This is a genomic window from Sphingomonas sp. M1-B02 (assembly GCF_026167525.1).
Classification (GTDB): Bacteria; Pseudomonadota; Alphaproteobacteria; order Sphingomonadales; family Sphingomonadaceae; genus Sphingomonas.
Map to the genome: position 1 here is coordinate 3,333,866 of NZ_CP110679.1, position 24,663 is coordinate 3,358,528.

21 protein-coding genes are annotated in these 24,663 nt (G+C 66.4%); 14 read left to right on the forward strand and 7 right to left on the reverse strand.

Annotated elements, in window-relative coordinates; all coding sequences use genetic code 11:
• Window positions 1-8: 8 nt before the first annotated feature.
• The 5 genes from OKW87_RS16110 to OKW87_RS16130 all read left to right on the forward strand — a co-directional run bounded on the left by OKW87_RS16110 (window position 9) and on the right by OKW87_RS16130 (window position 4,812).
• Window positions 9-851 (forward strand): ABC transporter permease, encoded by an 843-nt coding sequence (locus OKW87_RS16110; protein ID WP_265541000.1) that lies wholly within the window; start codon window positions 9-11, stop codon window positions 849-851.
• Window positions 852-989: 138 nt separating this feature from the next.
• Entirely contained in the window at window positions 990-2,186 is a 1,197-nt protein-coding gene (locus tag OKW87_RS16115; RefSeq protein WP_265541002.1) for an aspartate aminotransferase family protein, read from the forward strand.
• Between the two features lie 140 nt (window positions 2,187-2,326).
• Window positions 2,327-3,244: an ornithine carbamoyltransferase gene (gene argF / locus OKW87_RS16120; RefSeq protein WP_265541003.1), complete on the forward strand. Its 918-nt coding sequence runs from the start codon at window positions 2,327-2,329 to the stop codon at window positions 3,242-3,244.
• A gap of 149 nt (window positions 3,245-3,393) precedes the next feature.
• Complete coding sequence (gene hslO / locus OKW87_RS16125) at window positions 3,394-4,320, forward strand: Hsp33 family molecular chaperone HslO (RefSeq protein WP_265544158.1); 927 nt, start codon at window positions 3,394-3,396, stop codon at window positions 4,318-4,320.
• An 87-nt stretch (window positions 4,321-4,407) separates the two neighbouring features.
• On the forward strand, window positions 4,408-4,812 hold the full coding sequence (locus OKW87_RS16130) for a DUF3617 domain-containing protein (RefSeq protein ID WP_265541005.1): 405 nt from the start codon (window positions 4,408-4,410) through the stop codon (window positions 4,810-4,812).
• A gap of 3 nt (window positions 4,813-4,815) precedes the next feature.
• On the opposite strand, the gene OKW87_RS16135 is transcribed toward OKW87_RS16130, so the two are convergent.
• Complete coding sequence (locus OKW87_RS16135; protein WP_265544159.1) at window positions 4,816-5,373, reverse strand: alpha-ketoglutarate-dependent dioxygenase AlkB; 558 nt, start codon at window positions 5,371-5,373, stop codon at window positions 4,816-4,818.
• 102 nt (window positions 5,374-5,475) lie between these two features.
• Here OKW87_RS16135 and OKW87_RS16140 point away from each other — a divergent pair, with 102 nt between their 5' ends.
• Entirely contained in the window at window positions 5,476-5,796 is a 321-nt protein-coding gene (locus tag OKW87_RS16140; RefSeq protein ID WP_265541007.1) for a helix-turn-helix domain-containing protein, read from the forward strand.
• On the opposite strand, the gene OKW87_RS16145 is transcribed toward OKW87_RS16140, so the two are convergent.
• The 3 genes from OKW87_RS16145 to manD form a co-directional block, all read right to left on the reverse strand.
• Entirely contained in the window at window positions 5,745-6,704 is a 960-nt protein-coding gene (locus OKW87_RS16145) for a 1-phosphofructokinase family hexose kinase (RefSeq protein WP_265541010.1), read from the reverse strand. The two genes, OKW87_RS16140 and OKW87_RS16145, sit on opposite strands and share 52 nt — an antisense overlap.
• Window positions 6,705-6,706: 2 nt before the next feature.
• Window positions 6,707-7,714, reverse strand: a complete 1,008-nt coding sequence (locus OKW87_RS16150; protein WP_265541012.1) for an AAA family ATPase — start codon at window positions 7,712-7,714, stop codon at window positions 6,707-6,709.
• Window positions 7,715-7,824: 110 nt separating this feature from the next.
• Window positions 7,825-9,036, reverse strand: coding sequence for a D-mannonate dehydratase ManD (manD, locus tag OKW87_RS16155; RefSeq protein ID WP_265541014.1), 1,212 nt, complete (start codon window positions 9,034-9,036; stop codon window positions 7,825-7,827).
• A 148-nt stretch (window positions 9,037-9,184) separates the two neighbouring features.
• Here manD and OKW87_RS16160 point away from each other — a divergent pair, with 148 nt between their 5' ends.
• The 3 genes from OKW87_RS16160 (at window position 9,185) to OKW87_RS16170 (ending at window position 14,918) form a co-directional block, all read left to right on the forward strand.
• Window positions 9,185-11,341 carry an alpha-glucuronidase family glycosyl hydrolase gene (locus OKW87_RS16160; RefSeq protein ID WP_265541016.1) on the forward strand — a complete coding sequence of 719 codons (2,157 nt, stop codon included), beginning with the start codon at window positions 9,185-9,187 and terminating at the stop codon, window positions 11,339-11,341.
• 62 nt (window positions 11,342-11,403) lie between these two features.
• Entirely contained in the window at window positions 11,404-13,098 is a 1,695-nt protein-coding gene (locus tag OKW87_RS16165) for a glycoside hydrolase family 43 protein (protein WP_265541018.1), read from the forward strand.
• A complete protein-coding gene (locus OKW87_RS16170; protein WP_265544160.1) occupies window positions 13,098-14,918 on the forward strand; it encodes a glycoside hydrolase family 9 protein in 1,821 nt (606 codons plus the stop codon). The genes OKW87_RS16165 and OKW87_RS16170 overlap by 1 nt, the downstream gene beginning before the upstream one ends.
• Window positions 14,919-14,951: 33 nt before the next feature.
• Here the strand turns inward: OKW87_RS16170 and OKW87_RS16175 are convergent, their stop codons facing one another.
• Window positions 14,952-17,363: a glycoside hydrolase family 3 N-terminal domain-containing protein gene (locus tag OKW87_RS16175; RefSeq protein ID WP_265541019.1), complete on the reverse strand. Its 2,412-nt coding sequence runs from the start codon at window positions 17,361-17,363 to the stop codon at window positions 14,952-14,954.
• Between the two features lie 161 nt (window positions 17,364-17,524).
• Here OKW87_RS16175 and OKW87_RS16180 point away from each other — a divergent pair, with 161 nt between their 5' ends.
• The 5 genes from OKW87_RS16180 to queE all read left to right on the forward strand — a co-directional run bounded on the left by OKW87_RS16180 (window position 17,525) and on the right by queE (window position 23,481).
• Window positions 17,525-18,655, forward strand: coding sequence for a LacI family DNA-binding transcriptional regulator (locus OKW87_RS16180; protein WP_265541020.1), 1,131 nt, complete (start codon window positions 17,525-17,527; stop codon window positions 18,653-18,655).
• A gap of 82 nt (window positions 18,656-18,737) precedes the next feature.
• Window positions 18,738-20,153: a sugar porter family MFS transporter gene (locus OKW87_RS16185; RefSeq protein ID WP_265541022.1), complete on the forward strand. Its 1,416-nt coding sequence runs from the start codon at window positions 18,738-18,740 to the stop codon at window positions 20,151-20,153.
• 65 nt (window positions 20,154-20,218) lie between these two features.
• A complete protein-coding gene (locus OKW87_RS16190; protein WP_265541024.1) occupies window positions 20,219-21,997 on the forward strand; it encodes an IlvD/Edd family dehydratase in 1,779 nt (592 codons plus the stop codon).
• A gap of 171 nt (window positions 21,998-22,168) precedes the next feature.
• On the forward strand, window positions 22,169-22,852 hold the full coding sequence (queC, locus tag OKW87_RS16195) for a 7-cyano-7-deazaguanine synthase QueC (RefSeq protein ID WP_265541026.1): 684 nt from the start codon (window positions 22,169-22,171) through the stop codon (window positions 22,850-22,852).
• On the forward strand, window positions 22,849-23,481 hold the full coding sequence (gene queE, locus OKW87_RS16200; RefSeq protein ID WP_265541028.1) for a 7-carboxy-7-deazaguanine synthase: 633 nt from the start codon (window positions 22,849-22,851) through the stop codon (window positions 23,479-23,481). Before queC ends, queE begins: the two co-directional genes overlap by 4 nt.
• Before the next feature lie 56 nt (window positions 23,482-23,537).
• Here the strand turns inward: queE and OKW87_RS16205 are convergent, their stop codons facing one another.
• Both OKW87_RS16205 and OKW87_RS16210 read right to left on the reverse strand, forming a co-directional pair.
• Window positions 23,538-24,083: a hypothetical protein gene (locus tag OKW87_RS16205; RefSeq protein WP_265541030.1), complete on the reverse strand. Its 546-nt coding sequence runs from the start codon at window positions 24,081-24,083 to the stop codon at window positions 23,538-23,540.
• Between the two features lie 303 nt (window positions 24,084-24,386).
• Entirely contained in the window at window positions 24,387-24,641 is a 255-nt protein-coding gene (locus OKW87_RS16210) for a hypothetical protein (RefSeq protein ID WP_265541031.1), read from the reverse strand.
• Window positions 24,642-24,663: the final 22 nt, after the last annotated feature.

Consider the following 24,663-nt stretch of genomic DNA (forward strand, 5'->3'; position numbering starts at 1 on the left):
AACGCGCGATGAGCAGCCACCCTGAAATCGGTCACAACCTTCCCGAACCCGGCGTAGCGGTGATTCGCAACGTCAATTGGGGAGGGCTTCGTACGCTCTATATCAAGGAGGTGCGGCGTTTCTTCAAGGTCCAGCTCCAGACGATCTGGGCGCCGGCGGTGACGACCCTGCTGTTCCTGGTGATCTTCACCGTCGCGCTGGGCGGCGGCGGGCGCACGGTCGAGCTGCAGGGCAACCAGATCCACTTCGCCAATTTCATCGCGCCCGGGCTGATCGTGATGGGGATGCTGCAGAATGCCTTCGCCAATTCGAGCTTCTCGCTGCTGGTGGGCAAGATCCAGGGGACGATCGTCGACTATCTGATGCCGCCGCTGTCGACCGGCGAGCTGCTGGCGGGACTGGTCGGCGGATCGGTGACGCGCGCCTTCTGCGTGGGCGCGGCGGTGTGGCTGGCGATGGCCTTCTGGCCGGGCGTCGACGTGGTGCCACGGCATCTGTGGGCGGTATTGTGGTTCGGGCTGCTCGGATCGGTGTTTCTCTCGATGCTCGGCGTGCTGACTTCGATCTGGGCGGAGAAGTTCGATCATGCCGCGGCGGTGAGCAATTTCGTGGTGGCGCCGCTGTCGCTGCTGTCGGGCACCTTCTACTCGGTCGACAAGCTTTCGCCGCTGTTCCAGACGATCAGCCACCTCAACCCCTTCTTCTACATCATCTCGGGGTTCCGTTACGGTTTCCTGGGGGTGGCGGATTCGCCGATCCTGCTGGGCAGTGCGCTTATCCTGGCGATCGACGTGGCGCTGGGGCTGCTTTGCTACGCCCTGCTGCGCAAGGGCTGGAAGACCAAGAGCTAGCGGGCATAGCCTGCTGCCCAATGGAATATTGACGCCACACCCGCCTCGCCGGTAAACACCCGCTCCGGGCGGTCCGGTTGGCCGCCCTTTTGCGTTTCTGGAGCTTCGAGCCAGCATTACTGAAGGAGTACCGTTCCCATGCCGATTACCCCGCTCATGCCCGTCTACCCGCGGTGCGATGTGCGTCCGGTGCGAGGCGAGGGCGTGTACCTCTATGGCGAGCGCGGCGAGCAGTATCTCGATTTCGCGGCCGGCATCGCGGTCAATGCGCTGGGGCATGGCCACCCGCATCTGGTAAAGGCGATCGCCGACCAGGCGGCGACGCTGATGCATGTCTCCAATCTCTACGGCAGCCCGCAGGGCGAAAAGCTGGCGCAGCGGATCGTCGATATCAGCTTTGCCGATACGGTGTTCTTCACCAATAGCGGCGTCGAGGCGATCGAATGCGCGATCAAGACCGCGCGGCGCTACCATTATGTCAACGGCAACCCGCAGCGGCACAAATTGATCACCTTCAAGAACGCCTTCCACGGGCGTTCGATCGGGGCGATCTCGGCGACCGACCAGGCCAAGATGCGCGACGGCTTCGAGCCCTTGCTGCCGGGATTCGACTATGTGCGGTTCAACGATCTGGAGGGCGCGCTCGCCGCGATCGACGACGAGACTGCGGGCTTCCTGGTCGAGACGGTGCAGGGCGAGGGCGGGATGACCGCGGGCACGCCGGAATTCATCCAGGGGCTCCGCAAGGCATGCGACGAGCATGGCCTGCTGCTGATCCTCGACGAGATCCAGTGCGGCTATGGCCGCACCGGCAAGATGTGGGCCTATGAGCATTATGGCATCGAGCCCGACATCATGACCGTCGCCAAGGGCATCGGCGCGGGCTTCCCGCTGGGCGCCTGCCTTGCGACCGAGGAAGCCGCCAAGGGGATGGTGATCGGCACCCACGGTTCGACCTATGGCGGCAATCCGCTGGCGATGGCGGCGGGGCAGGCGGTGCTCGACGTGATGCTGGAGGAAGGCTTCCTCGAGCATGTCGTGGCGATGGGGGATCGGCTGCGCCAGGCGTTCGAGCAGATGATCCCGAACCACGATCATCTCTTCGAGGAGATTCGCGGCAAGGGGCTGATGCTCGGGATCAAGATGAAGGAGCCGGCGGTGGCGCGCGATTTCGTGGCGCATCTGCGGGATAACCATGGGTTGCTGACGGTGGCGGCGGGGGAGAATGTGTTCCGGGTGTTGCCGCCGCTTGTGATTGATGAGGGGCATGTGGCGGAGTGTGTCGAACGGCTTAGCGCGGGCGCGCGGTCGTTCGGGATTCCGAGCGATGATTGATTTTATCCTCCCCGGAACGGGGAGGGGGACCATGCGTAGCATGGTGGAGGGGGCTCTCCGCGAGCTGGTGGTTTGGGGCGCCCCCCCTCCACCATTCGCTACGCGAACGGTCCCCCTCCCCGTGCCGGGGAGGATCTAAGATGCGCCATTTCCTCGATCTCTCGGACGCCGGCGGTGACGGCGTCGCGGCGATGCTGGCCGATGCGCTGGAGCGCAAGGCGGCGCGGATAGGCTGGCCCAAGGGCAAGGCCGACGCCGACGCCCCGCTCGCGGGCCATGTGCTGGCGATGATCTTCGAGAAGAACAGCACCCGCACCCGCGTGTCGTTCGACATGGCGATCCGCCAGCTCGGCGGCACCTCGATCGTGATGGATTCGGGATCAATGCAGCTCGGCCGGGGCGAGAGCATCGCCGATACCGCGCGGATCCTCAGCGGCTATTGCGACGCGATCATGATCCGCACCGACGATCATTCCAAGGTCGTCGAGATGGCGGACTATGCCTCGGTCCCCGTCATCAACGGGCTGACCGACGCCTCGCACCCCTGCCAGATCATGGCCGACCTGTTGACGATCATCGAGAGCGGGCGGCCGCTGCCGGGGCTCAAGGTGGCCTGGCTGGGCGACGGCAACAATGTCCTCGCCTCGATCATCGAGGCGGCGGGGCTGATGCATTTCGAGGTGGTGGCGGCGAGCCCGCAGGGTTTCCAGCCGAGCGACGAGGATGTCGCTCGCGGCAAGGGGCGCGCGCGGGTGGTCGGCACGGCGCGCGAGGCCGTCGAAGGCGCGGACGTGATCGTCACCGATACCTGGATCTCGATGGGGCAGGCACATGCGGAGACCAAGCTGGCGGCGATGATGCCGTTCCAGGTCGATGCGGCGCTGATGGCCGCGGCCAAGCCCGGCGCGGCGTTCCTCCATTGCCTGCCGGCGCATCGCGGCGAGGAAGTGACTCCCGAGGTGATCGACGGGCCGCAGTCGCTGATCTGGCAGGAGGCCGAGAACCGGCTGCATGCGCAGAAGTCGGTGCTGCGCTGGTGCTTCGGGCAGATCGGCTGAGTTGAAGGCGGGGTTCGAATACCTACCTTATCGTCATCCACGCGAACGCGGGGACCCATCTCCTGCCCTATCGACCAAGACATCCGCCGCATTTGCGGCGTTCCTGGGAGATGGGTCCCCGCTTTCGCGGGGCTGACGAAAGTATGATCATGCCGACCCTCACGCCCCCCACCACCGATCTCGATCGCGTCGCCGGCTTCACGATCCCCGCGCGCAACGCCCGTGGGCGGATCACCCGGCTGGGGCCGGTGCTCGAGCAGATCCTGTCCGCCCACGCTTATCCGCCGGTGATCGAGCGGCTGCTGGCCGAGGCGCTGACGCTGACGGCGCTGTTGGGCGCGACGCTCAAGGATGCCGAGGGGCAGATGACGCTGCAGGCGCAGAACCAGGGCGGGATCGTCAGCCTGATGGTGTGCGATTATCGCGGCGGCGAGCTGCGCGGCTATGTCCAGTTCGATGCCGATCGGCTGGCGACGCTGGGCGACAATCCGTCGCTCTATGCACTGTTCAACAAGGGCTATCTGGCCGTGACCTTCGACCAGGTGACGACGAAGGAGCGCTATCAGGGAATCGTGCCGCTCGACGGGGAATCGCTGGCGGAAGCGGCCGAAAGCTATTTCCTCCAGTCCGAGCAGATACCGAGCCTGGTGCGGCTGGGCGTGCGGCGGACGCGCGAGGGCCAGTTGATCGCCGGCGGCATCTTCCTCCAGCATCTGCCCGACGGGGAGAATGGCCGCGAGCGGCTGCATGCGCGGCTCGATCATCCCGAATGGCAGCATGTCGAGGCGCTGGCATCGACGATGGGCGCCGACGAACTCGCCGATCCGGCCATCCCGCTGGAGAATCTGGTCTGGCGCCTGTTCAACGAGGAGCCCGAAGTGCGGCTGCTGGGCGGCACCGATCTGGTGCGCGGTTGCCGCTGCGGCGCCGACTATATCACCCAGGTCCTTTCGAAGTTCCCCGAAGAGGAACGCGCCGAAATGGCGGACGAGAATGGCGTGATCAGCGTCGACTGCGCCTTTTGCTCGAAGCAATTCCCGGTGGCGCTCGCGGATTTTGTTTCACAGCCGTTGTAATTGGATATCGTCCGTCCATATCGCGTATTCAGGGGCGCATGATTCGGCTTTAGGGCGCGGGGACTGCTTCCGCGCGGGGAGTTGTTGATGGTGCTTTCGCCTTTGATTCGGCCGGCCCTTGCCGGATTGCTGATCCTTGTCGCCGCGGGAGGCGCCACCGCCCAGCGCACCCCCGCACTCACCGCCTTGAACGGAATCGAGCGCGGCCAGTGGCAGTTCCGGGGCGCCGACGGCGCGGTGCGCAACATGTGCCTGCGCAATCCCGCGGTTCTTCTCCAGATCATGCACGCCAATGCGCCATGCCAGCAGTTCGTGATGGAAAATAGCGCCGCTGCGGCGACCGTCCGCTACACTTGCCCGAGCCATGGCCATGGCCGCACGACGATCGCAGTAGAGACGCCGCGGGTGGTGACGGTCGACACCCAGGGCGTGGCCGACGGTTCGCCCTTCGCCGAGCGGCTGGAGGGGCGGCGCACCGGAGCGTGCGGCTAGCGATCAGGACCCACGCTTGAGAGTGCGGAAGGTCACCGACCAGCGCGGCACCTCCATCGGCGCGATGCTATGCTCCCATTCGTGTCGCGCCGGACCCTGCAGATGGTAGACGGAGCGTGGCGCCAGCGGGGCTGCGAATCGCTCGAACCCGCGCGGCGTGCGCCTCCGAAAGCGCATCGTGGTCTGGTTGCCGAGCGACACCCCTACGACATGGTCGAATACCGGCCGATCCCTGTGCCAGCCAATACCGGCGCCGGGATCGTATCGGATCAGCAGCGCATGGACGAGTTCATCGGCCGGCAGACCGGCGAAGGCGGCGGCCTTGTCCCGCAGCGGCAGCAGCCACAGCGGCAGCGGATCGCCCTGGGTGAAGCTGCGATCGTCGAAATCGTAGCGCCAGCCGAAGCTTGCGGTAACCCGCTTGCCTTCCCAGCCCTGGAAACGAAACGGTGACAGTTCGACGGCGTCGATCGCCGCGATCAAGGCCGATTCTTCCGGACCCGAAACGATGTTCGCACGATATCCGAGCCCGGGCAGTGCCGGCGCGCCGAAAAGGTCCATCGTCACGATTAGTTATCCCGCAGCAGGCAACTTAACAAATGTCTCATAAAATCCGTACGCTAGCGGTTGCAACCATTGCAATCCGGGCATAGTCGTCCGCTCGTGAAAGACCAATTGATTGCTGAGATCGACCGCGCGTCGCTGTTCCTCAAGGCACTGTCGGGTCGCAGCCGACTGTTGCTATTATGCCATTTGCTCGATGGGGAGAAACCCGTCGGCGAGCTCGCCCGGCTAACCGGCGCGCGCGACACCGCCGTGTCGCAACAGCTCGCTCTGCTCCGCCGGGAAGGTATGGTCGCGCCGCGTCGCGCCGGACAGATGATCTATTATTCGCTTGCCAGCGCCGAGGCGCGCGCGATGATCGAGGCGCTTCACGGCCTTTTCGCCGCACCGGACGCCGAAGCGGACCGAGCCGCGGCGTAAAGCCGCTCGACGTCGTCGCGCCGGGCCAGTTCGGATCCCGGTGTGATCAACGCCGCCGCGCCCGCGGCGATGCCGTAGCGCAGCGTGTCCTCCAACGTCTTGCCGTGGGCGAGCGCCAGCGTCATCGCGCCGACCATCGAATCGCCCGCGCCGACGGCGCTGCCCACCGGCACGTCGATCGCCGCCATCCGCAGCTCTGTATCCTCGCTCACCAGCAACGCTCCGCGCTCGGCGAGCGAGATCACCACCACTTCGGCAAATCCGCGCGCCAGCAACTCGCGTCCCGCCGCGCATTCGTCGGCCTCGGTCGTAAGGGCGCGGCCGACCAGATCCTCGACCTCGCGCAGGCTCGGCTTGATCAGATAGGCGCCGCTGCCCTCGCACGCCGCAAGCGCTGCGCCCGATGTGTCGATCACCAGCCGCGCCCCGATCCGGCGGGTGAGATCGCTCAGCGCGTGGAAGATGGCCGGATCGCAAGTTGGGGGCAGGCTCCCGCTGGCCACCATATAGGCGGGCGGTCCCGCCAGCCCCGTCAGCGCGTCCATCAGCCGCGCCAGCTCCTCTGCGTCGAGCCTCGGCCCCGGCATCACGAAGCGATGCTGCACGCCGCTGCCCCCTTCGTCGACGGTGAAGCTCTCACGCGTGATCCCGGCTATCGGCACCGGCACGATCGGGACGCCCGCCGCGCGCAACAGGCTGTCGAGCATCGCCCCGGTCGGCCCGCCGCTCGGATAGACGGCGGTCACCGCTCCGCCCAGCGCATGCACCACCCGCGCGACGTTGATCCCGCCGCCGCCGGGCTCGTAGCGCGGCGCGCTGCAGCGCAGTTTGTGAGTCGGTCGGACCTCCGCCGTCTCGGTCGATACGTCCAGTGCGGGGTTGAGCGTCAGCGTCGCGATCAGCGGCACGCTCAGCGCGCCCGTTCGAGCGCGGCCCGCGCGGCGGGCACGATCAGCTCGATCGGCCGGTTGACTCGCATCCGGTGCCAGCCGCCGACTGCGCCCACCGATCGCCGCGACTGCTCGCGCACCACTTCGGCGGTCGCGTCGCTGGCGTCGTTGGTCCGTGCTTCCACCCGCGCCAGCCGGTCGCGCTCGGGCGCCTCGAGCCAGATGCCGGTGAAGGGCACCCGCCGCCGCGCCGCGATCGCCTCCGCCACCTCGCGCTCGCTGCGGCTCATGAACACCGCGTCGAGGATCACCGAGCTTCCGCAGGCGAGATGATCGTCGGCCGATTCGAACATCGCCTCATAGGTCTCTTCGTCGCTGTGCCGCGTATAATGCGCGGGCGGCAGCCGCATTTCGGGGGCGAGCCCCGCGAGCCGCTTGCGAAACACGTCCGAGCGGACGATCCGCGCGCCGCGGGGGCGCCCGACGCGGCTGGCCAGCAGGCGCGACAGCGTCGACTTGCCCGTGCCCGAAAGGCCGCCAATCGCCACCAGCCGCGGCGGCGATGGGTCGAGCAGCGTATCGGCCAGCGCGGGGTCGCCGGCAGCGGCGACCTGCAGCGAGACGAACAGCGGCAGCACGCCCCAGCCGGTCGCCCCCTGCGGAGTCACGTCGGCATAGCGATTGGAGACGATGCTCGCCTCGACGAGCTCGCGATCGCGGATCAGCCGGGTCAGCGGGCGCGCCAGGTCGAACAGCACATCCTCGCTCGCGCCGTCCTCGCCGATTCGCCGCACCCGCCCGGCCTGCGCCCGCCGCTTGAGATGTTCGCGCTGGCGCTCGAGCTCCTGCCGCTGCGCGCGCGAGCCGGCAAGCGCCTGGAGCCGCGCCCAGAAAGAGGCTGCATCGCCGCGCGGGGCGGCGGCATGCAGCGCGCCGAGCCGGTCCGACAAGCCATACAGCGCCGACGCGTCGAGCCCGCCCTGCCCAAGCAGGGGGCCCAACGAAGCCGTTGCCGCCGCGGCAGTCATCACCTGCTCTCCTCTGCACCTGTCCTAACGCGTCGGGCGAGACTATCACGATATTTCTGAACGAGCCGCTATAGCCTGAAGGCATTCGTCTCTGTCCGTGGCGCCCGCGCTTACCAGTCGAACATCGTCCCGTCCTCGAGCCGTGCGACGGGGAGATAGGCGCGTTGATACTCGTATGTCGCCGCCAGTTCCTCGTCCATCTCAACCCCCAGCCCGGGCGCGTCGCCCGGATGCATCATGCCGTTCGCGAACGTGTAGGCGTGCGGGAAGACGGCATCGGTTTCCGGCGTGTGCGGCATCAGCTCCTGGATGCCGAAATTGGGCACCGACAGGCCGAAATGCAGCGCCGCCGCCATGCTGACCGGCGAGAGGTCGGTCGCACCGTGGCAGCCGGTGCGCACCTGGTACAGGTCGGCCAGCGCCGCGATCCGCCGCAGATGCGTCAGCCCGCCGGCATGGACCACGGTCGCGCGGACGAAATCGATTAGCTGCTCCTCGATCAGCTGCTTGGCGTCCCAGATGGTGTTGAAGATCTCGCCCGCCGCCAGCGGCGTCGTGGTGTGCTGGCGGATGATGCGGAACCCCGCCTGATTCTCGGTGGGGGAGGCGTCTTCGAGCCAGAACAGGCGATAGGGCTCCAGGTCCTTGCCCAGCCGCCCCGCCTCGATCGGCGTCAGCCGGTGGTGAACGTCGTGGAGCAGATGCACGTCCCAGCCCAGCGCCTCGCGTCCCGCCTCAAACAAGGGCGCGACCGAGCGCATATATTTCTCGGTCGACCACAGGCTCTCGCTGGGCAGCGAACCGTCGGCGGGCTCGTAGCGCTGGCCGTTCTTCGCGACGCCATAGGTCGCGGCCAGCCCCGGCACGCCCGACTGCAGCCGGATCGCCTTATAGCCTTCCTCGCGGTGGCGCAGCGCGGCCTCGATCGTTTCCTCGATCGTGGCGCCATTGGCATGGCCATAGACCATGCAGCCCTCGCGGCTGGCGCCCCCTAGCAGCTGATAGACGGGCAGGCCGGCGACCTTCCCCTTGATGTCCCACAACGCCATGTCGACCGCGCCGATCGCCGCCATCGTCACCGGGCCGCGCCGCCAATAGGCGCCTTTGTAGAGATACTGCCAGATATCCTCGATCCGATGCGCGTCGCGCCCGATCAGGCAGGGGATGACATGCTCCTGCAGATAGGCGACCACCGCGAGCTCGCGACCGTTGAGCGTGCCGTCGCCGAGCCCGTATACGCCGTCTTTGGTCTCGATCCGCAGTGTGACGAAATTGCGCCCCGGGCAGGTCACGATCACCCGCGCCGATAGGATTTCAGCCATGCGCGAGTCCGCCGCATCCGAATTTCTCGACGTGCATATGCCTCTCCTTGAAGGCACATCGTCGTGCGCCGTGTTGGTAGCGCTACCATGAGCAAGCTGCTATCGGCTTGTCAACGCCGGCGATCGACCGGCCCAGTGGAGAGGTTGCATGCGTCCGATTCTTGCCTTGTTGCTGTTGCTCCTGGCTGCGATGGCGCCGTCCGCCGCGCAGGCGGAAACCGGCTATGACCTGTGGCTGCGCTATCAGCCCTTGCCGGAGCAGCGCCGCGCCGAACTTCGCGACGAGGCGCGCTATCTGGTCGCCCAGGGCAGCAGTGATAGGCTGAAGGTCGCCGCGCAGGAACTGGTCCGGGGCATGTCGGGCCTGCAGTCCGGTCAATTGGCGGTCGCGACCAGCGTTGACGCCCCCGGCGCGATCGTCCTCGGCACGCCCGAATCGTCCGCGCTCGTCGCCTCGCTCAATCTGCCGCTGGCCACCCTCGGCACGGAAGGCTTCCTGATTCGCAGCGTGACCATGAACGGCCAGCGCGCGACGGTGATCGCCGCCAATCGCGACGTCGGCCTGCTGTATGGCGTATTTGCCTTGCTCAAGCGCGCCCAGCTCGGCGAATCGCTGCGCAACCTCGACATTTCGGACCGGCCCAAGCTGCAGCTGCGCGTCCTCAATCATTGGGACAATCTCGATCGCCATGTCGAGCGCGGCTATGCGGGGCAGTCGATCTGGGACTGGCAGAAGCTGCCGGGGTACAAGGATCCGCGCTACACCGATTATGCCCGCGCCAACGCCTCGATCGGCATCAACGGCACCGTGCTGACCAACGTCAATGCCAATGCCGACGTGCTGCGCCCCGAATATATCCAGAAGGTGAAGGCGCTTGCCGAAGTCTTCCGGCCCTATGGGATCAAGGTCTATCTGACCGCGCGCTTTTCCGCCCCGATCGAGATCGGCGGGATGAAGACCGCCGATCCGCTCGACCCCGCGGTCGCCGCCTGGTGGAAGGCCAAGATCGACGAAATCTATGCGGTCATCCCCGATTTCGGCGGCTTCCTGGTGAAGGCCAATTCGGAGGGCCAGCCCGGCCCCAACGACTATAAGCGCAGCCATGCCGACGGCGCGAACATGTTCGCCGACGCGCTGCGCCCGCATGGCGGCGTCGTCATGTGGCGCGCCTTCGTCTACGCCGCCGAAAACCCCGACGATCGCCACAAGCAGGCTTACACCGAGTTCGAGCCGCTCGACGGCAAATTCCGCGACAATGTCCTCGTCCAGGTCAAGAATGGCGCGATCGACTTCCAGCCGCGTGAGCCCTTCCATCCGCTGTTCGGCGCGATGCCGAAGACGCCGCTGATGATGGAATTCCAGATCACCAAGGAATATCTCGGCTTCGCCACCCACCTCGCTTATCTCGGGACGATGTGGGAGGAGGTGCTGCAGGCCGACACCTTCCGCCCGCGCAAGGGCGCGACGGTCGCCAAGATCCTCGAAAAGCCGGTCGACAAGGGCGCCGTCACCGGTATCGCCGGCGTCGCCAATATCGGCAGCGACGTGAACTGGTCCGGTTCGCAATTCGACCAGGCGAACTGGTATGCCTATGGCCGCTTTGCCTGGGATCCCGAGGCCAAGGCCGAGCCGATCGCGCGCGACTGGGCGCGGATGACCTGGGGCAACGATCCCGCGGTCGTCGATCCGATCGTGTCGATGATGATGCGCTCGCGCGAGGCGGTGGTCGATTATATGACTCCGCTCGGGCTCACCCATCTGATGGCCACCGGCCACCATTATGGCCCCGGCCCCTGGGTCGCCGATCTCGCTCGCCCCGAATGGAACCCGGTCTACTATCATAAGGCCGACGCTAACGGGATCGGCTTCGATCGCACCGCCAGCGGCAGCAACGGCCTCGGCCAATATGCGCCACCGCTTGTCCGGCAATGGGGTGATCGCAAAAAAGTGCCCGAGGAACTGCTGCTCTGGTTCCACCACGTTCCCTGGGAGCATCGCACCAAATCGGGCCGGAGCGTGTGGGACGAACTGGTCGTCCGCTACGATCGCGGCGTCGACGAAGTGAAGCGCATGCAGGCGCAGTGGGATGCGCTGCGCGGCAAGATCGATGCCCGCCGCTGGGAAGAGGTACGCGACTATCTCGCCATCCAGCATGACGAGGCAAAGTGGTGGCGCGATGCCTCGATCGCCTATTTCCAGTCGGTCTCGAAGCGTCCGCTCCCCGTTGGCCACGCCGCCCCGCCGCACGATCTCGAACATTATAAGGCGATTCGGACGCCCTATGCGCCGGGAAGCGGCGAATGAGCGTACCGCAAGGGCCAGCTTCCTTTTCTGAACGCAAACCAATATGGTACGGAGTGAAAGCGATGTCCGGCGGCTCTCGCGCTTCTTTTTCGATCTCGATCGCAGCGATCATGCTCGCGCTGGCTCCGGCCGGCGCGGTCGCGCAGGTGAATAGCGCCCGCTTCGACTGGTTCGACTATCGCGGCGAGGATCCGATCGGGCCGGCCAAGGCAGGAGAGTATCGCAACCCGATCCTCCAGGGCTTCTATCCCGATCCCAGCGTGACCCGCGTCGGCGACGATTTCTATCTGGTCACCTCGACCTTCAGCTACTTCCCCGGCATCCCGATCTTCCACAGCAAGGATCTGGTCAACTGGACCCAGATCGGCAACGCGATCGATCGCCCCGGCCAGCTCGACTTCAAGAAGCTCGGCCTATCGCGCGGGGTGTTTGCGCCGACGATCCAGGCCAAGGACGGGATCTTCTACATCCTCAACACCTGCGTCGATTGCGGCGGCAATTTCGTCGTGACCGCGACCAAGCCCGGAGGCCCCTGGTCCGATCCGGTATGGCTCCCCGACCTCGACGGCGGGATCGATCCGTCGCTCTTCTTCGACGCCGATGGCCGCACCTGGATCCTCAACAACGGCCCGCCCGAAGGCAAGCCCGAATATGAGGGCCACCGCGCGATCTGGATCCAGGAGTTCGATCGCAAGACGCTCAAGAGCTTCGGCCCGCGCACCCTGTTGGTGAACGGCGGCGTCGATTTTTCGAAGAAGCCGATCTGGATCGAAGGGCCGCACATCTTCCGGAAGGACGGCTGGTATTATCTCAGCTGCGCCGAGGGCGGCACCGCCGAGGGGCATAGTCAGGTGATCCTGCGCTCGCGCAGCGTCACCGGGCCTTTCCTCCCCAATCCGTCCAATCCGATCCTCACGCAGCGCGATCTGCCGCGCGACCGCGCCAATCCGATCACGTCGGCCGGCCATGCCCAGCTTGTGACCACGCCCGACGGCAAATGGTGGGCGACCTTCCTCGCGGTGCGGCCTTATGAGGGCGACCATTATAATACCGGCCGGGAGACCTTCCTGCTGCCGGTGACCTGGGTGGATGGCTGGCCCCGCATCCTGCCGCTGGGCAAGGAAATCCCCTATTTCCACCCGCTGCCCGAATTGCCGCGCGCCCGGCCGCCCTTGCTGCCCACCAATGGCCCGATGGCGGTGCGCGATACGTTCGACGGGCCGAATCTGCCGATCAACTGGCTGATGATGCGCAACCCGCGATCGAACTGGTACCGCTTCGAAAAGGGTGCACTGCTGCTCGATCCGCGCCCGGAAGGGCTGGGCGACAATGGCAACCCCTCCTTCCTGGCGCGGCGGCAGCAGCACCGGAAGGCGGCGGCGGAAACCGTCGTGCGGTTCGCGCCCGCGAAGGACGGCGATCGGGCCGGGCTGGTCGCGCTGCAGAGCGACGACTATTGGCTGTCGATCGACGTGGTGCAGCGGGGCGGCAAACGGATGATCGAAGCGGTGCGACGCGCCGGCCCGACCGAGCCCGCGGGCGGCACCACGATCGGATCGGCGCCGCTGCCCGGCGCGGCGGGCGCGCCGGTCCAGTTCAGGATCGCCGTCGACGATGCGCGCTACACCTTGTCCTACGCGCTGCGCCCGGGCCAGTGGCGCATCGTGGGCTCGGCCGACGCCAAGATGCTGAGCACCCGCACCGCCGGCGGCTTCGTCGGCGCGGTGTTCGGAGTGCATGCGCAGTCGGGGCGGTGATGGTGGTTCGCTACGCCGTGCCGCCGGCGCTCGCGCTGATGCTGGCGACGCCTGCCGTTGCGCAGGAAGCGCCCAGCCCGATCCGGCTCAACCAGCTCGGGCTCGATCCGTCGGGGCCCAAGCGGGCGATGCTGGCGCATCCGTCCAAGGCGCCGCTCGCCTGGCAGCTGGTCGATCCGTCGGGCAAGTCGGTGTTGCGCGGCATGACGATCGTCCATGGCGACGACGCGGCGTCGGGCGAGCATGTCCATGCGATCGACCTGGCCGGCGCCGTGGCGGGGGAGGGCTATCGGCTCGACGTGGCGGGGCAGCAGAGCCGACGCTTCGCGATCAAGCCAGGCACCCGCTCCGGGCTCGCGCGCGATGCGCTGCACTTCTTCTACCTGCACCGCGCCGGCATGCCGATCGACGCGCGCTTTGCCGGCAAATGGGCGCGCCCGGCGGGCCACACCAACGAAGTGGCGCAGTGCGTGTCGGGCAAGGACGAGCGCGGGACCGAATGGCCCGATTGCGGCTATTCGCTCGACGTCACCGGCGGCTGGTATGACGCGGGCGATCAGGGGAAATATGTCGTCAATGGCGGCATCACGCTTTGGACCCTGCTCAACGCGCATGAATATCAGGCGCGCAAGGGGAAGGCACCGTTCGCCGACGGATCGCTGAACATCCCGGAGGCCGGAAACGGCGTCAGCGACCTGCTCGATGAGGCACGCTACGAAATCGGCTTCTTCCTGGGCATGCAGGTGCCCGAGGGCAAGCGGATGATGCTGCCGGTCGGCAAGCCCGCCGCCGGAGAGCAGGGGCCGGTGACGCTGCCGTTCCGACAGCTCGATATCGGCGGGATGGTCCACCACAAGGTCGCCGATCGCGCATGGACCGAGCTGCCGACGCTGCCGCACGAGGACAAGGAGGATCGGGTGCTGCACCCGCCCTCGACGGCGGCGACGCTCAACTTCGCGGCGACGCTCGCCCAGTGCGCGCGCATCTGGAAAGGCATCGATCCCGCTTTCGCGGCGCGCTGCCTGCAGGCGAGCGAGCGCGCCTGGGCGGCGGCGAAGCGCAATCCGCAGGTCTATGCGGTCGCGACCTTCACCGGCAGCGGCCATTATGGCGACCGCGATCTCACCGACGAATTCTACTGGGCCGCGGCCGAGCTGTACGCAACGACCGCCAAGCCCGCTTATCTGGCGGAAGTCCGCGCCTCGCCGCATTTCGCGAAGCCCGGGGTCGAGCCGGGCTGGCCCAACGTCGCGCCACTCGGCGCGATCACGCTGGCGACGGTGCCGACCGCGATTCCGCGCCCCGAGCAAGAGCGGCTGCGCGCCGCGCTGGTGGCCTCGGCCGACGCTTTCCTCGCCGAACGTGCCGGCAACGGCTATAAGATTCCCTATTCGCCGCCCGGCTATCCCTGGGGTTCGACGTCCAATGTGCTCAATCGCGCGATGCTGCTCGCGATCGCGCACGATCTAACCGGGCAGGCGAAGTATCGCGACGGCGTGATCGACGCGCTCGATTGGGTGCTGGGCCGCAACCCGCTCGATCGCTCGTTCGTGACCGGCTATGGCGCGCGGCCGATGGCGCGGCCGCATCACCGCTTCTGGGCGCAGTCGATCGATCCGACCACGCCGCCGCCGCCGCCGGGGGTGATTTCGGGCGGCCCCAACAGCATTTCGATGAGCGATCCGGTCGCGATGAAGATGCGCGGGAAATGCGCGCCGATGACCTGCTGGGCCGACGAGGTCGGGACCTATACGATGAACGAAATCGCCATCAACTGGAACGCGCCCCTGGTGTGGGTCGCGAGCTGGCTGGGGGAATAATTCCTCCCCGAGGCAAGCGCGGGGAGGAATGGATCACTTCACCGTGAGCTTGGTGCTCTTGAGTTTCACCGAGTCCGGCCCCGCCGAGACGGTGAAGGTGCCGGGCTCGACCACGCGCTTCATGTCGACATTCCACAGCGACAGGTCGCGCGGGGTGAGTTCGAAGCTGACCGTCTTCTTCTCACCGGGCTGCAGTGACACGCGCTCGAACGCCTTGAGCTCCTTCACCGGCCGGGTGACGCTCGCCAGATCGTCGCGGACGTAGAGCTGGACCACCTCGTCGCCGGCGCGGGTGCCGGTGTTGGTCACGTCGACGCTGACCTTGACCTTGTTGTACCGCCCGATCGTGGGCGTCGCGAGCACCGGCGCGCCCATTTCGAAGGTTGTGTAGGAAAGCCCGTAGCCGAACGGATAAAGCGGGCTCGTCTCGGCGAAGAGATAGCCCCGCCGCGCGCTCGGCTTGTGGTTGTAGAACATCGGCAGCTGCCCGACGTCGCGGGCGATCGTCACCGGCAGCTTGCCGCCCGGATTGGCGCGGCCGAACACGACGTCCGCCACGGCATGGCCGGTTTCCTGGCCGAGATACCAGCCCTCGATCAGCGCCGGCGCATTCTCGGATAGATATTTCACGGACAGCGGCCGCCCGTTGAGCAGCAGCACCACCACCGGCTTGCCGAGCGCGAAAATCTCCTGCGCGAGCCGGTTCTGCGGACCGATCAGCTCGAGGCTGTTGCGGTCGCCCAGATGGTTGTCGGCCCAGGCCTCGCGGCTCAATTGCTCGTTGTCGCCGAGCACCAGCACGATCGTGTCGGCATTCTTTGCGGTCTCCAGCGCCTCGGCGCGCAGCCGATCGTTGGTCGCGTCGTCGATCAGCTCGACGGCATCCTCGGCCCAGACGCGGCTCTTGGTCAGCTTCACCCCCTCGGCGAAATCGACCTGGAACTTGCCTTTGCCCTCGGCCTGCATGCCCTCGAGCACGCTGACGACGTGGCGCGGAATATCCGAATAGCCGCCGATCGGGGTGTCCTTGGCATGCGTGCCGATCACCGCGAGACGCTTGATCTTGCCGGGGTCGAGCGGGAGCAGACCCTTGTCGTTCTTGAGCAGGACGATCGCCTGGCGCGCGGCCTCGCGGGCAAGCGCGATTGCGTCGGGCGTCTCCGTCTTCCGCGCCGCAGCCTTTGCGTCGACATAGGGATTCTCGAACAGCCCGGCGTTGAACTTGAGCTTGAGGATGCGGCGCACCGATTCGTCGATCTGCTGCTGGCTTACCCGGCCCTCGCGGACCAGCTGCGGCAGCAGCGCATATGCCTCACCGTCGGGCGTCTCGAAATCGACGGTCGCATCGAGCGCGCGGACCGCCGCATCGCCTAGATTGTCGAAGAGATGGTGCCGCGTGTTGAGCTCGCGGATGGCAAAATAGTCGCTCAGCACCACGCCCTTGAAGCCCCATTCCTGGCGCAGCACGTCGTGCAGCAACCAGCGATTGGCGTGGCTCGGGATGCCGTCGATCTCATTGTAGGATGGCATTACCGACATCACCGGCAGCTCGGTGACCGCGCGCTCGAACGGCGGGAAGAAGAATTCGCGGAGCGTCCGCTCGGAGACCGTCGCCGGACCGATATTGGTGCCGCTTTCGGGCGCGCCATGGCCAGTCATGTGCTTGAGCGTGACGTAGACCTTGTCCTTGGCGAGCGGCAATGTCGTGCCCTGGAAGCCGCGGATCGCCGCCAGGCCCATTTCGCCGACGAGATGCGGATCCTCGCCATAGGTCTCCTCGATCCGGCCCCAGCGCGGATCGCGGGCGATGTCGACGACCGGGGCAAGCGCGAGATTGGCGCCGCGGGCGCGCATCTCGCGCGCCGCGACCGCGAAGATCTGTTCCTGCAGCTTGGGGTTCCAGGTGCTGGCCAGCGCGATCGCCTGGGGAAAGCTGGTGGCGCCGGGGGCGACATAGCCGTGCAGCGCCTCCTCATGCATGATCAGCGGAATGCCGAGCCGGGTCTTCTCGACCGCCCATTTCTGCGCGGCGTTGATGTAGCGCGCGGTATCCTCGGCATTGCGGTTGACCGTGCCCGCGGCGGCACCGGCGGCGGGCCCCTGGGTAATCGCGCGGCGGTCATAGGGGCGCGAGATCTGGCCAAGGCCATTGGGGAAATTCTGTGTGGCCTTCTGTGCGTCGAATTCGCCATCCGCGGCCTGGATCTTGTCCTTCTGCAGCCAGATCGCGACCATCTGCTGGACCTTCTCCTCCAGCGTCATCCGCTTGAGCAGGTCCTCCACCCGGGCGTCGACCGACTGCGACGCATCCTCGTAGAGCGGCTGTTCGGCCCGCTGCGCCTGGGCCGCAGGAACGAAAGCAGGGGCGAGCGCCATCGTCGCGACCGCGGCGAGGGCGGCAATCCGGAACTGACGGGTGCGGGGCAGGCGGTGGCGGACGGCCATGGTCTCTCCTCGGGATGTGACGCCGACGCGCCATCTTTTTGCGTTTATGGTAGCGCTATCAGCTATCGTGCCCCATCCCGCTGGTCAACCATGAGCGCGGATCTCAGGCCAATTGCATTCCGCTATGGCTGATCCTATGCCTCTCGCCGAAAAGGACCGGGATGAGCAGACCCAGCCGGAGAAGCCGTGGCACGGTAACCGTACAGGATGTCGCACGCGTCGCAGGCGTGTCTGCGATGACCGTGTCGCGCGTGGTCAACGGCGGCTCGAATGTGCGGGACTCCACCCGCGAGGCGGTGCTGGCCGCAATCGAGCAGCTCAATTATTCGCCCAACAGCGCAGCACGCAGCCTGGCCGCGGGCGAGGCGACCCAGATCGGCTTGCTCTATTCCAACCCCTCGGCCGCCTATCTTTCGCAGTTTCTGATCGGCGCGCTGGCGGCCGCGCGGCGTGCCGGCTGCCATCTGGTGCTCGAAGTCTGCGAGAGCGAACGCCCCGACGAACAGGCGGAGGCAACGCGCAGCTTTGCCTCGACCAGCGTCGAGGGCGTGATCCTGCCGCCGCCTCTGTCCGAAGCCGCGCCGGTCCGCGCGGAGCTGGAGGCGGCCGGGATACCCTGGGTGTCGGTGGCGATGGGACTGCCGCCTGCCCGAAGCCTAAACGTGCGGATCGACGATTTCGAAGGCGCCGCGGCGATGACGCGGCATCTGCTCGGCCTTGGCCACCGCCGGATCGGCTTCATCCGTGGCAATCCCAACCAGACCTCTAGCGCCGAACGCTATCGCGGCTTCGCTGCCGCTCTCGACGAAGCCGGCCTCGACGTGAACGCCATGCCGATCGAGCAGGGCTATTTCACCTTCCGGTCCGGCATCGTTGCCGCAGAGCGTCTGCTGGACCGTGCCCAGCCGCCGACGGCGATCTTCGCGAGCAATGACGATATGGCGGCGGCGGCAGTCGGCGTGGCGCATCGTCGCGGCCTCCACGTGCCGCGGGATCTGAGCGTGGTCGGGTTCGACGATACGTCGCTCGCCACCACCGTTTGGCCCGAACTGACCACCGTGCGGCAACCGATCTCGGCAATGGCCGAGGCGGCGCTCACGCTGCTTCTGATGCGGATCCGGACACAGCGGTCTCCGGATGCGGAACGGCTTGAGGACCAGGTGCTGGATCACGAGCTGATCGTTCGCGAATCCTCCGGCCCGCCGCACGATGGGGCGACGGCGGAGCGGCGCGGAACAACGAAGACGGGCGCGCGCACCCAGGGCGGCCCCGCACTACCGGGGCATCGCTAGAGGCTTGCTTTTCTCCCGCGCCCGCGCCACCGTTAGCGCTAACAAGTTCGATCGATCGGACTGCAGGAGAGGGACGTAAGGGATGAATCAATCGGCGGAGAGGACCAATTTCGGCCTCGTCTTCGCGATCGTTGCGGTGGCGACGATCGGCGGCTTGCTGTTCGGCTATGACAGCGGTGCCGTGAACGGCACCCAGCCGGGGCTGATCGCGGCGTTCAACCTCGACGATGCCGCCCTGGGCTTCACGGTCGGATCGCTGCTGATCGGCTGCGTGATCGGCGCATCGCTGGCCGGCATCCTGGCCGACGCGATCGGTCGCCGTGCGGTCATGCGGCTTTCCGCAGTGCTCTTTCTGATCGGGGCGCTGGTCCAGGGCTTCGCCCACGATCACACGATCTTCCTGATCGCACGGATCCTCGGCGGAATGGCCGTCGGCGCCGCGTCGGTGCTCTCGCCGGCCTATATTTCGGAGGTGGCGCCAGCGAGCATTCGCGGCCGGATGACGACGGTGCAGCAGGTGATGATCATCACCGGCCTGACCGCGGCGTTCCTCGCCAACTATTACGTGACGGCGATTGCCGGCGTTTCGACCAACAAGATCTGGTTCGACATCGAGGCCTGGCGCTGGATGTACCTGCTGCAGTCGGTTCCGGCGGTGATCTTCCTCGTCGCCTTGTACTTCATTCCGGAAAGCCCGCGCTATCTGGTGTCGAAGGGCCGCAACGACGAAGCGCTCCGGGTGCTCACCAACCTGTCCGGCCCGATCGCGGCGCAGGCCAAGGTCGAGGAAATCCAGGCGAGCTTCTCGCACGATCACCGTCCACGGCTCAGCGACGTGCTGACTCCGGCGGGGGGGCGGGGCTTCCTGGGCGTCCGCTCGATCGTCTGGGTGGGCATCATGCTGGCGGTGTTCCAGCAACTCGTCGGCATCAACGTCATTTTCTATTATGGCGCGACCCTGTGGCAGGCGGCCGGCTTCTCGGAGCAGGATTCGCTGATGATCAACATCGTCTCGGGCGCAGTGTCTATCGCCGCCTGCTTCGTGACGATCCTGCTGATCGACCGCATCGGCCGCAAGCCGCTGCTGCTGATCGGCTCGGTGGGCATGGCCGCATCGCTGTTCGTGATGGTATATGCCTTCAGCCAGGGCGGGCTGGTCGACGGCAAGCTCGTGCTGTCGGACGACACCGGCATGCTCGCGGTGGTCGCGGCCAACGTCTATGTGATCTTCTTCAACGTCAGCTGGGGCCCGGTGATGTGGGTGATGCTGGGCGAGATGTTCCCGAACCAGATACGCGGTTCGGCGCTCGCCGTCGCAGGCTTCTTCCAGTGGACCGCGAACTACGCGATCGCCCAGGCCTTCCCGATCATGCTCGCGACGATCGGGCTGGCCGCCAGCTACAGCTTCTACGGCGTTTGCGCGGTAATCAGTTTCTTCCTCGTCTTGCGGTTCATCAACGAGACCAAGGGCAAGGAACTCGAGGCGATGGAGGGCTGAGCCCCGACCCCTGGAGCATCGGGGGCGCGGCCGAAAGGCTGCGCCCCTTTTACAAGAAGGACATCATGACCAGCCGTACCCCCGTCCGCCAGTTTCGCTCGCGCGAATGGTTCGCCGCGCCCGGCCGCAGCGACATGGCGGCGCTCTATCTCGAGCGCTTCATGAACTACGGCATCACGCCGGACGAGCTGCGCTCGGGTAAGCCGATCATCGGCATCGCCCAATCGGGCAGCGACATCGCGCCGTGCAACCGCATCCACCTCGAGACGGTGAAACGCGCACGCGAAGGCGTGCTCGCCGCGGGCGGCGTGCCGATGGAGTTTCCGCTCCATCCGATCTTCGAGAATTGCCGGCGGCCGACCGCGGCGCTCGATCGCAATCTGGCCTATCTCGGGCTGGTCGAGATTCTCAACGGCTATCCGATCGACGCGGTGATCCTGACCACCGGCTGCGACAAGACCACGCCCTCGTCGCTGATGGCCGCCTCCACGGTCGACATTCCGGCGATCGTGCTCTCCGGCGGTCCGATGCTCGATGGCTGGCATGAAGGCGAACTGGTCGGCTCCGGCACCGTCATCTGGCGCAGCCGGCGGAAGCTGGCGGCGGGCGAAATCGACGAGGAGGAGTTCCTGCGCCGGGCGACCGACAGCGCGCCCTCCGCCGGGCATTGCAACACGATGGGCACCGCCTCGACGATGAACTCGATCGCAGAAGGACTGGGCATGAGCCTGCCCGGCTGCGCGATGATCCCGGCGCCGTATCGCGAGCGCGGCCAGATCGCCTATGAGACCGGGCGGCGGATCGTCGACATGGCCTATGAGGATCTGCGGCCCTCGAAGATCCTGTCCAAGGCCAGCTTCCTCAACGCGATCCGGCTGCTTACCGCGATCGGCGGATCGACCAACGCCCAGCCGCATATCGATGCGATGGCGCGGCATGCCGGGATCGAGATCGACGCGAGCGACTGGATGCAGGGATACGACCTGCCGCTGCTCGTCAACATGCAGCCCGCGGGCAAATATCTGAGCGAGCGCTTCCACCGCGCGGGCGGCATCCCCGCGGTGCTGAGCGAAATGCTCGCGGCCGGGGTGCTCGACGGATCGGCGATGACCTGTACGGGCAGGACCCTCGCCGAGAATGTTGCCGGCCATAACGTGACGGACCGCGACGTGATCGCGCCGTTCGATGCGCCTTTGCTCGAGAAAGCCGGCTTCCTGGTGCTTTCGGGCAATCTGTTCGACACCGCGATCATGAAGACAAGCGTGATTTCCGACGATTTCCGGGCACGCTATCTGTCGCGGCCGGGGCAGGAGGGGGTGTTCGAGGGCCGGGCGATCGTGTTCGACGGATCGGACGATTATCACCATCGGATCAATGATCCCGCGCTCGAGATCGACGCCGACTGCATCCTGGTGATCCGCGGCGCGGGGCCGCTCGGCTGGCCGGGATCGGCCGAGGTGGTCAACATGCAGCCGCCCGATCACTTGATCCGCGAGGGGATCATGAGCCTGCCGACACTGGGCGACGGCCGGCAATCGGGCACGTCGGACAGTCCCTCGATCCTCAACGCCTCTCCCGAAAGCGCGGCAGGGGGCGGGCTTTCCTGGCTGCGGACCGGCGACAGGATCCGGATCGACCTCAACCAGGGGCGGTGCGACGCGCTGGTCGAGGCGGAGGAAATCGCCCGGCGCAAGTCCGAGCCGGCGCCATCGATCCCCGCGAGCAAGACGCCCTGGGAGGAATTGTACCGCGAGAAAGTGGGGCAATTGGGCGAGGGCGGTGTGCTCGACTTTGCCCTGAAATATCGCCGGACCAGCGAGGAAGTGCCGCGGCACAATCACTGATCGGCACGGATCGGACCGTAGAATCGCCGTGCTTACGCTTGTTTCATGCTCCGCTCGCTATGATCGCGATGCTCTCCGAGGAGAGCTTTCCTCTCTGGCATGGTATCCCAACTCGGGCCGCTTTCGGGCGGCCCATTTTGATTCGTGCAAAAAGCGGCTAGCGGCAGCGGGATGAGCGACAGCGTAGCAGTGGCCCTGATCTCGGGCGGACTCGATTCGATGGTATCCGCCGCGCGGGCGCGCGAGGACGGGCATCGCCTGCTCGCGCTGTCGATCGACTATAACCAGCGGCACCAAGTGGAGCTCGCGGCGGCGCGGCGGATCGCGGCGCTGCTGGCCGCCGAGCGGCATGTCGTCCTCCCGCTCGATCTGCGCGCGTTCGGCGGATCGGCGCTCACCGCCGAGATCGACGTGCCGAAGGGCGGGGTGGGCGCGGATATCCCGATCACCTATGTGCCCGCCCGCAACACGATCTTCCTGAGCCTGGCGCTCGGCTGGGCCGAGGCAGCGGGCGCGCGCGATCTCTATATCGGGGTCAATGCGCTCGATTATTCGGGTTATCCCGATTGCCGACCCGAATTCATCGAGGGCTTCGAGAAGCTCGCCGATCTTGCCACCAAGGCCGGGGTAGAGGGAGAGCCTTTCCGCATCCGCGCGCCGCTCCAGCATATGACGAAGGCCGACATCGTCCGCGAGGCGCTTCGCCTGGGGCTGGACGCCGGGATCAGCTGGTCATGCTACGATCCCGCGCCGGGCGGGGTCCATTGCGGGCTGTGCGACAGTTGCCGGCTGCGCGCGAAGGGCTTCGAGGAAGCCGGCGTTCCCGATCCGACGCGCTACGCCGCCGCGCCATGAGCTACGCGGTCAAGGAGATGTTCCTCACGCTGCAGGGCGAGGGCGTGAACGCCGGCGCGCGCGCGGTGTTCGTGCGCTTCGCGGGATGCAACCTGTGGTCGGGGCGCGAGGCCGACCGGGCAACGGCGGTGTGCCGCTTCTGCGATACCGATTTCGTCGGGATCGACGGCCTGGGCGGCGGCCGCTTTTCCGACGCCGCGGCGCTGGCGGAGGCCGTGGCCGGGCATTGGGGGCCGGATCGTGCGGCGCGCTTCGTGGTGCTGACCGGGGGCGAGCCGATGCTGCAGGTCGACGATGCGCTGATCGATGCGCTGCATGCGCGCGGCTTCCGGATCGCGATCGAGAGCAACGGGACGATTGCGGCGCATCCGGGGATCGACTGGGTCTGTATCAGCCCCAAGGCGGGCAGCGCGGTTGTTCAGCGATCGGGCGACGAGCTCAAGCTGGTGTGGCCGCAGGCGGGAACCGACCTGGCCGCGATCGAAGGCTGGGACTTCCGCCATTTCCTGGTCCAGCCGATGGACGATGTGCGGGGCGCAGCGAATGTCGAGGCGGCAGTGGCCTTGGCCATGACGCGGCCGAAATGGCGTCTGTCGCTGCAGACACATAAGTTTCTGGGGCTGCGCTAAGGCCGCGAAATGCCCCTTCCCCGCAGGGCAGGGGCATATTCATGTTCGGCTGGTTTCTATCGGCGAGCGACCAGCGCGCCGCATTTCTTCGGCTGGTAGCTGTCGCGCTTCCAGCATTTGTCGTTACCGAACTGCGGCAACGCTCCCATCGGCGTTATAGGACTTCCCGAGCGGCGGAGCTGCTCGCCCCAGGATTGCAAGCTCGAGCGAAGCTCGTGCATTCGTTGCTGAGCAAGATCGCCGAAATCGCCGCGCTTGGCGAACAGCGCATCATGGCCGATCGCGGCAGCAGTCTGGCAGAAAGAAAGCTGGCCGGAGACGGTGGAGAAGCCCGAATAGACGCGCGTGCCGAACTTATCGAGCTCGGTCTGGCCTAGCTTGGCGGTCTTGTGTGCCCGGACGAAATATTTCTCGAGCGTGCCATAGGCATCGCGCAGTTCCACTTCGTGATCCTTGAGGATCGCGTTGTAATTGTCGAGCGTGAGCAGGGTAGGCTCGAACTGGCACTGGAGCGCGGCGACGTTGAGTGCTGCGCGCAGGTTCCAGACCAAGGCGGCTCGCAGTTCGGCGGGGCTCGCATTGGGTAGCGCCGGACCGGTCATGCCGGGTTCGGCACCCGTGACTCTAGGCCCCGCAAGGTCCGCGGACTTGAGGAAAAATTGCGCCGAGGCCGGGGTGGCGACAGCGAGGCCGGCCATCATGGCCAACATGGTTAATATACGCGGTACGAGCATCACGCCCTCTCTTGCCTGGTGCAGAGCGTGGTTAGAGTCTTTCGAGTCGGGGCCCAAGCCATTTTTTTCGGATACGCGACAAGCCGCGCGAAAAATGCCGCATTTTCAAACAGGAAAAAGGGCCGCCCGGTCGCCCGGACGGCCCTGATTTCGTAGCACGCTGACGCGTGATTACATCATGTTGCCGGACATGTTGTCCTCGGACATCGTGCCCGTGGTGTTCATGTCTGCACCCATGTTGCTGTCCATCGGAGCAGCTGCGTCGATGTTGGTGACCATCGTGTCGGTGGTCATCACGTTCTCGACGGGAACGACTTCGGTGGTGTTCGTGACGTTGGTCGACTCGTTGCTGGTGCACGCCGAGGCCAGAAGGGCCGCGCCGGCGATCATCGAACCTGCAACGATCTTGGAAAGGACTGCACGCATGTAAAAGCTCCCTAGATAGTGG